Origin of the sequence: Paraburkholderia kururiensis JCM 10599 = LMG 19447 (assembly GCF_003986935.1) — a bacterium.
Taxonomy (GTDB): domain Bacteria; phylum Pseudomonadota; class Gammaproteobacteria; order Burkholderiales; family Burkholderiaceae; genus Paraburkholderia; species Paraburkholderia kururiensis.
On the sequence record NZ_RJZE01000014.1, the window covers coordinates 200655 to 212398 of the forward strand.

Genomic DNA, 11744 nt, shown 5'->3' on the forward strand with positions numbered 1-11744 from the left:
GATGGGCAAGGCTGACGGAAACAGGCGAAAAACAGAAAGGGCACCTCGCGGTGCCCTTTTTCGTTGACGCGGCGTTTGGGGTGCCGCTCGCTTTGTCTTCGATGGGACGCTCAGCGCCCCGTGCGCTCGAACAGTACCCGCAACCGCTGTACCGCTTCCTCGAGCTTCGCCTGCGCCGTCGCGTAGGAGAGGCGAATGTAGCGGCGCGGCTCGTTCGTGCCGAAGTCCATGCCCGGCACGAGTACGACGCCGGCGTCATGGAGCATTGCTTTCGTCAGTGCGTCACTGTCGCCGGCTGCGGGATGAGGCACGTCCGTGCAGTCGGCGTAGACATAAAACGCCCCGTCGGGCATCACCGGCACCGAGAACCCGAGCGACGCCAGGGCCGGCACGATGTAGTCGCGCCGTGCCTGGAATTCGAGCCGCCGGGCTTCATAGATAGCGAGCGTGTCGGGCTCGAAGCAGGCGAGTGCCGCATGCTGTGCGAGCGCCGAGGCGCAGATGAACAGGTTCTGCGCAAGTTTCTCAAAGGCGCTCACGAGCGTGGGCGGCACCACGAGCCAGCCAAGTCGCCAGCCGGTCATGTTGAAGTACTTCGAGAAACTGTTGACCGTGATGACGTCGTCGCCGAACGTCAGCGCCGAGACCGGCCGCGCGCCATAGCTGAGGCCCTGGTAGATCTCGTCGACGATCGTGAAGCCCCCGCGCGCCCGCACCGCCTTGACGATGCGATCGAGCTCGGCCGGCTCGATGGAGGTGCCCGTCGGGTTCGACGGCGACGCCAGCAGCACGCCGCGCGTGCGCGAGGTCCACAGGCGCTCGACGTCGTTTGCCGTCAACTGGAAGCGTTCGGCCGGACCACTCGGCACCAGCACCGGCTTGCCTTCCGCCGCGGCCACGAAGTGCCGGTTGCAGGGGTAGCACGGGTCGGGCATCAGCACTTCGTCGTCGCGATCGACCAGTGCCGCACAGGCGAGCAGCAGCGCCGCCGACGCACCCGCTGTCACGACGATGCGCGCCGGGTCCACGCTGACGCCGAAAGCCTGCTCGTAGTGGCCGGCAATCGCTTCACGCAGCGCGGCGATACCGAGTGCGCTCGTGTACTGCGTCACGCCGCGCCGCAGCGCGGCCGCGGCGGCTTCGACGACAGGCTCGGGCGCCGTGAAGTCGGGTTCGCCGATGCCCATGTGGATGATGTCGCGCCCGGCCTGCTCGAGCAGCGCCGCCTCCTTGGCCAGTTCCATCACATAGAACGGCTGGATGGCGTCGACGCGGGCGGCAAGCCGCAGCAGCGGTTCGGCTACGGAGTTCATACGGTGTTTCCAGTTCCTGCAGGTGCCCGGCGACTCGGACTTCAGCGGCCCGGGCTTGAGGCGTAACGACGGGGCTTAACGTCAGAGCTTAGCGGCGGCGCGCGGCCTGCGATTCGTCGGGCCGCAGTTGCGCCGAGAGCTTGTCGAGCACGCCGTTTACGTATTTGTAGCCATCCGAGCCGCCGAACGTCTTGGCGAGTTCCACGGCTTCGTTGATCACAACGCGATACGGAACGTCGATGTGGTGCTTGAGCTCATACGTGGCGACGAGCAGCACGGCGCGTTCGACCGGCGAGAGTTGTTCGATCGGACGATCGAGACAGGGCGTGATGTCGGCGGAAAGCGTGTCCGACTCGCGGATCACCCCGTGCAGGATTGCTTCGAGGTGTTCGTGATCGGCTTTGTCGTAACCCTGCGAACCGCGCAACTGTGCATCGATTTCGCCGGCGGGCACGCCCGAAAGCAGCCACTGATACAGCCCCTGCGTGGCCAGTTCGCGGGAGCGTCGGCGTGCGCTCTTCATGCCCGTTCCTCTTCGTCTTCCTCGTCTTCGTCTTCTTCGTCGTCGCCGTCGAGTTGCTCCAGCGCGACCGCCAGGTTGGCCATCTCGATGGCCACGCGCGCGGCGTCACGGCCCTTTTCCGTCATGCGGGCCACGGCCTGCTCGTCGGTGTCGGTGGTGAGCACGCCGTTGGCAACCGGAATGCCGAAGTCGAGCGCGACGCGCGTGATGCCGGCGCCGCTTTCGTTCGAGACGAGCTCGAAGTGATAGGTCTCGCCGCGAATCACGGCGCCAAGCGCGACGAGCGCGTCGAACTGGCCGCTTTCGGCGAGCTTTTGCAGTGCGAGCGGAATTTCCAGCGCGCCGGGCACGGTGACGAGCAGCACGTCTTCGCCGGCCACGCCGAGGCGTTCGAGTTCTTCGATGCACGCGTCAGCAAGGCCGTTGCAGACCGGCTCGTTGAAGCGCGACTGCACGATGCCGACGCGCAGGCCGTCGCCGTCGAGATTCGGTTGGTATTGTCCGATTTCCATATGAGGTCCGTAGTGTCGGGTTGAGCGTGGAGAGGCCCGAAAGTGCCGGGCGGCTTTCGGATAGTGGGCCGCGCGTGTTTCAGTCGTGCGGCGATGGCGTCTCGGGCGGGTAGGGCGGCAGCGATTCCTTGCTGCCGGGCATCGGCATGAAACCGGTGACTTCGAGGCCGTAGCCCGACATGCTGCCGAGCCGCTTCGGTTTCGAGAGCACCTGCATGCGGCCCACGCCGAGTTCGCGCAAGATCTGCGCGCCGACGCCGTAGGTCTTGAAGTCGACCGGGCGCCGCGCGAGAGCCTCTGCGCGCTCTTTCTGGTCGAACGCCTTGAAGACGTCGATCAGATGTTCCTTGGTGTCGCCGCAATTGAGCAGCACGACGACGCCGAGTTCGCGCGATGCGATTTCCTTCATCGCCGCGTCGAGCGTCCACGAGTGCGTGGACGCGCCGGTTTCCAGCAGGTCGAGCACGGAAAGCGGCTCGTGCACGCGCACGGGCGTGTCCTGGTCCGGCCTGGGTGTGCCGCGCACCAGCGCGATGTGCGGCATGCGCGTGGGCTGATCGACGTACATGACCGCGTGGAAGGGGCCGTGCGCGGTCTGCATGGTGCGCTCGGCAACCCGCTCGACGATCGATTCGGTGCGGCTGCGGTAGTGGATCAGGTCCGCGATCGTGCCGATCTTGATGCCGTGTTCCTTGCCGAAATCGATGAGGTCCGGCAGGCGCGCCATCGTTCCGTCGTCCTTGATGACCTCACAGATTACGGAGGCGGGCGTGAGCCCCGCGAGCGCCGTGAGGTCGCAGCCCGCTTCGGTGTGCCCGGCGCGCACGAGCACGCCGCCCGGCTGGGCCATGATGGGGAACACGTGGCCCGGCTGCACGATGTGGTCTGCACGTGCGTCGTGTGCGACTGCGGCGGCGATGGTGCGCGCCCGGTCTGCGGCCGAGATGCCGGTGGTCACGCCTTCCGCGGCTTCGATGCTGACCGTGAACGCCGTACCGTACTGGGTGCCGTTGCGATACGTCATGAGCGGCAGGTTCAGCTGCTTGCAGCGTTCCTGCGTGAGCGTGAGGCAGATCAACCCGCGGCCGTAGCGAGCCATGAAATTGATGGCTTCCGGCGTAACGAAGTCGGCCGCAATGATGAGGTCACCTTCGTTTTCCCGGTCTTCTTCGTCGACGAGAATCACCATTCGGCCTGCTTTCAGTTCGGCGATGATCTCGGGGGTGGAGGCGAGCGTCATGTGGGCGGCAATTTGGAGAAAGCGCGTATTTTACGCCACGCTGACGCGCCCGTCCCCTCGGCCGGATGGAAAAGGCCTCCGCGCTTTCCCTGCTTGCGGCCGCTGCTCCGCTCCTCCACCCGGTTAGCCCAGCAGGTGCGCGGCGATCGAACGGGCGAACGCGGGCAGATGCTCGCCGCCCAGCATGCCCAAAAGGCCGACTAGCGCCACGGCGGGCGGCGCGGGAGACTTCACATCGAGCACGCTGTAGATCACGCCGACGAGCACGCCCACGGCAAGCGAGACCAGATAGGTTTTCAGCATGGCCGGCCTCCGTCACATCGCGATCACGACACGGCCCGCAGTACCCGCAGCCACGGCCTTGTATGCCTCGTGCGCGGCGTCGAGCCCGAAGCGTGCCGCGATGACGGGGGGCGCCAGCTTGCCGCTTTCGAAACCGTCCACGAGCGCGTTCATGAGCCGCGCGGATTCCGCCACGCCGAGCTTGGCGCTGTCCGCGCCGAAGAGCTGCGTCTCGTTGTGATAGAAGTCGATCAGGTCGAATTCGACGCGCCGCCGGCCCGTCGCGCTGATTTCGACCACGCGGCCGCGCCGTCGCACGAGGCCGAGCGCCGTTTCGAAGGCGACGCCGCCCACCGTGTCGTAGACCACGTCCGCGCCGCCGCCGGTCAAGGTCTTGACGGTTTCGACGGCGGAGGCGTCGAGCGGGACATAGTGATCGGTCAGCCGTCCGGCTGGTGAATCCGGGCGCGGCGGATGGCGGTCCACGGCGATCACGCGAGCGCCGCGCGCCTTGGCGATCTGCGTCACGGCACCGCCTACGCCGCCGCCCGCACCGATTACGGCGATGGTTTCGCCCTCGCGCAGTTGCGCGTAGTCCACCGTGCCGAGCCAGGCCACGACGAAATTCACGCCGATCGCCGATGCTTCTTCGTGGCTCAGGTTCGCAGGCTTGCGCGAGAGCGCGGCGGCCGGAATGCGGATGAATTGCGCGTGGGTGCCGTCCCGCGTGAAGCCGATGTCGCCGCCGGTGCCCCAGACGTCGACACCTATCCAGTCCGGCGGCCCGTCCACCACGACGCCGCTGAAGTCGCGCCCGGGAATGCGCGGCAAAGCGGTGTGCTCGAAATGGCCGGACACGTTCTTGACGTCGCTCGGATTCACCGATGCGCTGACGATCTTCACGATGGCCGAATCGCCGTCGCGCTCGGGCGTGGGCACGTCGACGTATTCGAGCGCGTCTGGACTGCCGAAGGTGCTGAATCGGATGGCTTTCATGGCGACCGTTCCTGTATGAGATTGCGTCGCCGCGCAGGGGCGACGTACGGTCCGAAGTGTAGGTGGCGTGCAGTCCGTCGAGTAGACAAGCGCTTTCGAATTTCGGACAAGGCGGCGTGCGGCGTTTTCGGCGGGGAAGTGTCGCGGCTGGCGCTTACGTCGCTTCGCTCTATGCGCCGTGCGCCACGCGGTGCCGCAGTCAGTCGGCCTGGGCGTCGGCGCGGCTCGAGCCGTCTGACGCACTGGCGGCCCCGCTGACGCCGCCGCTATCCGAAGGCGCTTCGGTAGCCAGCGTGGCGCGCGTGTAGAACCCGGTGGGCGGCGCGCCGAGCTCGCGGCGGAACATGTCGCTGAAACTGCCCGGCAGGTAGCCGAGCGAGCGCGCCACGCTGCCCACCGGCTGCCCTTCGGCAAGGCGCGACACGGCGACGGCAAGCTGAACCTGGCGGCGCCACTCGGCGAAACCCACGCCCAGTTCGCGCATGAACAATCGGGCGAGCGTCCGCACGCTCGCTCCGGTGTGGGCAGCGTGCTGTTCGAAGCTGACGTCGATGGACGGATTGGCGATTACCGCCTCGCACAGTGCCGCAAGCCGGCGGTCGGCGTGCGCGCCCGGCAGCGGGATGCGCAACGCGTGTCGCGGCGCATGTTCGAGTTCGAGCACGATCATGCGAAAGGCGGCGTCCAGATAGGTGTCGTCGCGATCCTGCTCGTGCTCCGCAATGGCGCTGATCAACTCGCGCAGCAGACCGTTGACCTCGAACACGTCGCACCGGTTGCTCAAGTGCTGCACGTAGGCGCTGCGCAGATAGACATTGCGCATTTCGACAGCGCTCAACATGCGGATGGCGTGCACGGTACCGGCCGGCAGCCACACCGCGCGCTGCGGCGGCACCATGAGCGCTTCGTCGCCGGCTTCCACCCACATCACGCCTGCAACCGCGTAGAGCACCTGCGCCCAGTCGTGCGCGTGCGGCTCGATGTAAAGGCCGCGCGGATAGCGCCGCGCGAGCGCACGGCCGCTGCCGTGGCTTGCCTGCAAGTCGGGAGGAATGGCCTTGGGCATGCTGGTGGCTGCGTTCAGGCTTGGAAAGATGAGGGTGCGGCCGGGCTGCTGCTGCCCGGCTGTTGAGACGCGATAACCGGTTCCGCTCGCGACGGCTGCCGCATCCGGGCGGCGTAGACGACCGCGTTACAGCGGCTTGCGGTCGTCCTGTTCCAGCGAGAGCATCCGCTCCACATCGCGCAATTATGTTGAGTCTGGCTGGAGACGGCCAGCCTATATACGCGTGGTTGCAAAGTGACAGCAGTATACCGTCAGAAATACCGTCGCCTGACCGTGTCTGTAGCGAGACGACTTCGGAAATTGGACCGACTGTCGTGTGACGGGGCACCGCGCGAACGCGGCACCTTCCTCGATCGCGCGGCTGCGGCTGTGACGATTGGCAAGGCGGGAATGGCGGTGCCGGTCGGGATGTCTTGCGGTCTAGCGCTCCCCCTCCCGTCCGGATGCTGCGCCTTACGTCGCATCAGGGGTGATAGTTCTCGTCCGGCGGCGTGGCGGGCGTCATGTTGATCACGGCCTGCGGCGTCGGAGTGTCCCAGTTGTTGACGCCCGAGATCCAGGCATTGCCGCCGAACCGCACCCATGCGTTGTCCTGCCAGCTGTAGTGCACGTGGGCGCGCACGGTGATGTCCGGCAGATCCTGCACCGGCACGTTGCTCCATTGGACGGTCAACGTGTATTGATAGCCTTGCGGCGCCCAGCCGTCCGGCGGAACCTGGGCAAAGATCGGGTTGAGGTCGTACTGGGGCGGATTGCCCAACAATGTGGTGGCTGCCGCAATCCGGCGCTGTGCGGGTGGAACGTAGTTCATTGCGCTGCTCCTGTTCGTTCGATGTCGGGAAGGTCCGGCTGCGGTCTCGCGACTACGGCCTGTTCGAATGAACGTCTGGCGGCTGGCAACGTGAAAACCCGTGACGGATGGTGACCTGAGACGACCGACGACAATCGGCGATGCGGCCAGTTTGAGACGTTCGACGTCGACCCCTGAATCAGTGACGATGAGACTTGCTCGGTGGCTCACGCCGCGGCTGAATGGGTATAACTGGCGAGGATTTCGAGGGCTGGATCGAGGATCGTCGCCTGCGGCTCGGAGGTACGGTGGGCGACGACTGCGATCAATGATCGAGTCTCTAAATCTAGCGATTCGCATGGGTCGAGATACGGCCAGGATGGGACACTCAATCGGCAGCGATAGGTGGCCGAAACTCAACCAGTTTCAGCCATCCAGGTCGGAGCGTATCCGACAGCCTGTCGCCGCCGCTTAACTCGTCGTCAGGATAATTTTCCCCACATTCCCCGCCGATTCCATGCGGCGATGGGCGTCGGCCGCGCGCGCCAGAGGAAACGTACTGTCGACAACGGGCTCGAGGCGGTGGCCACCAGAGAAGCGGCAGAGCCAACGTTCACCGAAACGCCGGACCATCGCGTGCTTTTCAGCCTGGGCGCGTGACTTCATGACCGTGCCGATAATCTGGATGTGGTGGTACAGAAGAGTCTCCAGGTCGACACTCACCTGGCCGCCGCCACCCAGAATCCCAACTTGCACAAGACGCCCCCCGTGCGCGAGGGAAGCGATATTGCGTGCGAAATACGGCTCCCCGACGAAATCAATCACAACATCGACGCCCCGCCCACCAGTCTTCTGGGCGACGACAGCCGCAAAATCCTGCGCGCGGTAGTCAATGACATGGTCGGCGCCGAGTTGAACAACACGTTCGAGCTTCGTCGCCTCGGCAGTCGCAAATACAGTCGCGCCGGTCGCGTATGCGAGCTGGACCGCGGCGGAACCAACGCCGCCCGCCGCCGCATGAATGAGCACGGAATCGCCCTGCTGAAGCCGTCCGAGATGCATCATCGCTTCATGCGCAGTGACGAATACTTCAGGGATGGCAGCCGCGTGCACGTAGTCGAGCTGCTCAGGAATCGGCATCGCCATGCGCCAGTCGATGCGAGCAATTTCAGCGTACGCGCCGCCACCGACTACCCCCATCACGCGGTCGCCAACCTTATAGCCTTCGACCGACGCGCCGACCTCCAGCACCTCGCCCGCGATTTCCAGCCCCATGATGGTCGAGTCGCCGAAGTTCGGCCGTCCGTATCCGCCGCGTCGATGCGTGACGTCAGCGCGGTTCACGCCTGCTGCATGTACACGGACCAAAAGGTCGTCGGGGCGCAGTTCCGGGTCGGGAACGTCGGCGAGTTTGAGCACATCGGCATCGCCGAATTCGTTGAAGGTGATGGCTTTCATGATTGCGTGTCCTGTTATGCCTGTACATCGCCAAGCGTCGATTGCGCGGCGGCGGAAGCCGAGATAGCGGCCGGAAATCCTGCGTAGAACGCGAGGTGGGTAATGGTTGCTGCGAGTTCTTCCCGCGTGACGCCATTGCTCACAGCACGGCGCAGATGCGCGGGAAGCTCGTCGTGGTGGCCACCAACAGTCAGGGCGGCGACGGTCACGAGGCTTCTGTCTCGCGGCGAAAGCGCCGGGTCGGCCCAGACCTGCGGAAACAGCACGTCATCGACGAGTGCGGCGAGCTTCGGCGTGAATGCCCGCGCGGCTTCACGCGGGCTGTCGAAATTGGTTTTTGACATGATGTGGCGCTCCTCAGATTTGGCTGATGAACTTGTTGGTGAGATAGAACTCGATGCCTTCGGCGCCACCTTCGGAGCCGATTCCGCTTTCCTTGAGCCCGCCGAACGGAAGCTCAGTGGAGACGATGCGGTACTGGTTAATGCCAATCATCCCGGCTTCCAGCCCGTCGCCCACGGCGAGGGCGGTGCGTGCGTTGTTCGTGAACGCATAGGCCGAGAGGCCGTACGGCAGGCGGTTCGCTTCGGCAAGACCGTCTTCCAGCTGGTCGAAACGCATCAGCACCGCGATGGGACCGAAAGGCTCCTCGTGCATCACGCGGGCGTCCATCGGCACGTCGGCGAGCACGGTCGGTTCGAAGAAGTAACCGTCCCCCGCGATGCGCTGGCCGCCTGCCAGCACCTTTGCGCCGCGCGCCACCGCATCCGCGACGAGTTCTTCCATCTTTGCAATCTGCCGAGGATTTGCGAGCGGGCCGACCTGCGTGCCGGGCTGCATGCCGTCGCCCACCCTGAGCGCCTGGGTAGCGGACACGAAGTGGCCAACGAACTCGTCGTAGACTTCGCGCTGAATCAGGAAGCGTGTTGACGAGATGCAGACCTGGCCGGTGCCGCGAAAGCGGTTCGCCGCGCCTTCGACGGCGGCCCGTTCGACGTCTGCGTCTTTGAAGACGAGCACGGGGCCGTGACCGCCAAGTTCCAGCGTAATCGGCTTCACGCCTTCGGCGGCCCGCGCGGCAAGCAGTCGGCCGATGGGAACTGAGCCCGTGAACGTCACCTTGCGGATGATCGGCGACGCAATCAGCGTCTTCGACACCTCGTCGGGTACGCCGAAGACGACCTGCAGCACGCCCTTGGGCAAACCTGCGTCGTCGAGTGCGCGGGCGAGAGCGAGGGCCGTCGCGGGGCTTTCCTCGCCCGGCTTGATGATGACGCTACAGCCAGCGGCCAGCGCCGCCGAGAGCTTCCGGGCAGGCGTGATAGCCGGAAAATTCCACGGCGTAAAGGCGGCGACTGGTCCGATGGCCTGCTTCTTAACCAGTTGCTGCACACGAGGACGGTTCGACGGCACAACGCGACCGTCGATACGGCGCGCTTCTTCCCCGAACCATTCGAAGTATTCGGCTGCACGCAGTACTTCGTCCCGGCTTTCGGCAAGCGGCTTGCCCTCTTCGAGCGTCAGCAGTTCGGCAATGTGAGTGGCGCGCTCACGAATCAGGTCCGCGCCGGCTTTAAGAATACGTGCGCGCTCCGCCGGCGCCGTATTGCGCCATACGTCGAACGCGCGCTTTGCCGTACGCAACGCCAGGTCGAGGTCAGCTGCCGTTGCAAGCGGCACGCGGCCCAATTCCTGCAGCGTAGCGGGATTGACGACCGGGGCAGTGTCGCGTTCACTGGCAGCAATCCACTCTCCGTTGATGAAAAGATAGAGGGAGTCGTAGTCGGCATTCATTTTCACAACCTCAATATGGTTAGTAATTCGAATTAATAATGGTTAATGCCCAGACCGACAAATGAATTCATCCTGACGTTGCCGACCCTGGCGAAACTGGAGGAAGCGGTCCTGGCTTTCGGCTTTCCGTCAATGTCTGCCTGCGGAACGCAGTCTAGGCGGGAAGCGCAACCGGTTTTAGCCAGGGCAGAAAGAATGATTCTTTCCGTGAGAGGGAAAATCCGCGCGCTCCGACCGGTTACGCTTACCGACACGCAAGGCGGCGCTCGCCTATGATGGCCGTACGCCCGTGCAGCGCGGGCGCGGATTCAGTGAAATCAGACGAACGGGACAGGTGGGATGGACAAGTTATATAACATGTCGGTTTTTGCAAAAGTCGTCGAAATGGGGAGCTTCACTGCGGTCGCGAACCATCTGGACACGACAGTAGGGAACATCTCGCGCGCGGTTTCGGTACTCGAGGAGTCGCTGGACACCCGGCTCATACAGCGCTCGACGCGCCGTCTGGTCATCACCGACGCGGGACGGCGGTTCTACGACCGGTGCGTGGCCATCTTGACCGACGTGGAGCATGCGGAGGCCGAGGCGCGGGACGCTCTGCTGGAGCCGCGCGGCACGTTGCGCGTCCACTCGGTGCCCGGGCTTGGGCGCAATCTGGTGACTCGCGCCGTCATGGCGTACCGCAACTCGTATCCGGAGGTGTCGGTCGACCTCCTGCTGTCCCAGCGCATGCCGAATCTGCTCGAAGAGCAACTCGACGTCGGTATCGTGATTACACGAACGCTACCCGACTCAGCCTACGTCAGCCAGAACATAGGCACCAGCCATTGCATCCTCGCAGCATCGCCCGAGTACCTGGCAGCCCATCCGGCACCGACGTGCCCGGAAGACCTTATCGACCATCACTGCGTTCTGCTCGGGACAGTCGATTATGCGCCCGACGAGTGGCATCTCCAGAGCGCGGCTGGCGACGCTACCTTCCGCCCAACCGGCCCACATTTCAGCGTCAACGATATGGATTCGATGTCACAAGCCCTTCGAGATGGCGCGGGTATCGGCCTCCTCGCGGCGTTCTCAGCGATGGATGACCTGCGCAGCGGCGCACTCGTTCGCATACTGCCCGGGTATCACACGCAGGTGCGCAACGTCTATGCGGTCTACCCATCTCGACAGTTCGTCGACGCAAAAATCAAACGGTTCGTCGAGATGTTGAAGGCCCACGTGGGAGAGCATCTGGACGCTTACGCGAGAGAACTCGACCTCGCTCCCGCCGCAATTCTGCCCTCAGTTCGCTAGTTTCAGGTACAGCGAGTCTGCGCGAAGACCGCTCAGTCGCTGTATCTGGCAAGGCTCCCCCAACGGTAGCAGACGAATTGCGCGATCCCTGCTCCGCAGTGTGGAGCCGTTTGACCTCTTCCCGAGACCGTGCTCAGCCGATCGCGCCTCCAGTTTCGAGAGCTCGTTGCGCGTAGCGCGGGACACGGTGCAAAACTGCGGGCGAATCTGTTCATCTGTCGGGTAGTGGGACCCCAACCGACGTTCATGCCAGAGCGGCGGCCGACCGCTTCGGGTCGGGTTATGCCATTTGCATCGCGCGCACGCCAGACACGAACGTCACGATCCGTCGTCGGGCGCTAGACGGCCGATTCTGTTGAAAAACTCGCTTTTTGGCCTGGATGTTTTGGTGGCTCGAGATCGCAGTTCTCTAGCGCGGCAGTTGCGATAGAGACTTCGGGAGAGAAACGGTCGCCCCGATGCCCCTCAAGCGAT

The 11744-nt window shown here is 64.6% G+C and carries 12 protein-coding genes; 1 reads left to right on the plus strand and 11 read right to left on the minus strand.

All coding sequences use genetic code 11. The features are described from left to right. Window positions 1-110 precede the first annotated feature (110 nt). From PKKP23_RS18535 to PKKP23_RS18585, 11 genes are all read right to left on the minus strand, one after another. The gene (locus tag PKKP23_RS18535) at window positions 111-1313 is read right to left on the minus strand and encodes a pyridoxal phosphate-dependent aminotransferase (protein ID WP_126877958.1); all 1203 of its coding nucleotides are present in this window, start codon (window positions 1311-1313) and stop codon (window positions 111-113) included. Window positions 1314-1401: 88 nt separating this feature from the next. Next, window positions 1402-1836 carry a transcription antitermination factor NusB gene (nusB, locus tag PKKP23_RS18540; RefSeq protein ID WP_017774466.1) on the minus strand — a complete coding sequence of 145 codons (435 nt, stop codon included), beginning with the start codon at window positions 1834-1836 and terminating at the stop codon, window positions 1402-1404. Further along, window positions 1833-2348, minus strand: coding sequence for a 6,7-dimethyl-8-ribityllumazine synthase (ribH, locus tag PKKP23_RS18545; protein WP_017774467.1), 516 nt, complete (start codon window positions 2346-2348; stop codon window positions 1833-1835). Before ribH ends, nusB begins: the two co-directional genes overlap by 4 nt. 79 nt (window positions 2349-2427) lie before the next feature. Continuing rightward, window positions 2428-3588, minus strand: a complete 1161-nt coding sequence (ribBA, locus tag PKKP23_RS18550) for a bifunctional 3,4-dihydroxy-2-butanone-4-phosphate synthase/GTP cyclohydrolase II (RefSeq protein ID WP_017774468.1) — start codon at window positions 3586-3588, stop codon at window positions 2428-2430. A gap of 123 nt (window positions 3589-3711) precedes the next feature. After that, window positions 3712-3891 carry a DUF1427 family protein gene (locus tag PKKP23_RS18555; protein ID WP_017774469.1) on the minus strand — a complete coding sequence of 60 codons (180 nt, stop codon included), beginning with the start codon at window positions 3889-3891 and terminating at the stop codon, window positions 3712-3714. 12 nt (window positions 3892-3903) lie between these two features. Beyond that, window positions 3904-4866, minus strand: coding sequence for a quinone oxidoreductase family protein (locus tag PKKP23_RS18560; protein ID WP_126877959.1), 963 nt, complete (start codon window positions 4864-4866; stop codon window positions 3904-3906). A 199-nt stretch (window positions 4867-5065) separates the two neighbouring features. Further along, window positions 5066-5932: an AraC family transcriptional regulator gene (locus PKKP23_RS18565; RefSeq protein ID WP_126877960.1), complete on the minus strand. Its 867-nt coding sequence runs from the start codon at window positions 5930-5932 to the stop codon at window positions 5066-5068. 463 nt (window positions 5933-6395) lie between these two features. Beyond that, a complete protein-coding gene (locus tag PKKP23_RS18570; protein WP_126877961.1) occupies window positions 6396-6743 on the minus strand; it encodes a hypothetical protein in 348 nt (115 codons plus the stop codon). A gap of 450 nt (window positions 6744-7193) precedes the next feature. Further along, the gene (locus tag PKKP23_RS18575; RefSeq protein WP_126877962.1) at window positions 7194-8180 is read right to left on the minus strand and encodes an NAD(P)H-quinone oxidoreductase; all 987 of its coding nucleotides are present in this window, start codon (window positions 8178-8180) and stop codon (window positions 7194-7196) included. A 14-nt stretch (window positions 8181-8194) separates the two neighbouring features. Next, the gene (locus PKKP23_RS18580) at window positions 8195-8524 is read right to left on the minus strand and encodes a carboxymuconolactone decarboxylase family protein (protein WP_126877963.1); all 330 of its coding nucleotides are present in this window, start codon (window positions 8522-8524) and stop codon (window positions 8195-8197) included. Between the two features lie 13 nt (window positions 8525-8537). Beyond that, complete coding sequence (locus PKKP23_RS18585; RefSeq protein ID WP_042304184.1) at window positions 8538-9974, minus strand: NAD-dependent succinate-semialdehyde dehydrogenase; 1437 nt, start codon at window positions 9972-9974, stop codon at window positions 8538-8540. Window positions 9975-10313: 339 nt separating this feature from the next. Here PKKP23_RS18585 and PKKP23_RS18590 point away from each other — a divergent pair, with 339 nt between their 5' ends. Further along, window positions 10314-11270 carry a LysR family transcriptional regulator gene (locus PKKP23_RS18590; RefSeq protein ID WP_042261622.1) on the plus strand — a complete coding sequence of 319 codons (957 nt, stop codon included), beginning with the start codon at window positions 10314-10316 and terminating at the stop codon, window positions 11268-11270. Window positions 11271-11744: the final 474 nt, after the last annotated feature.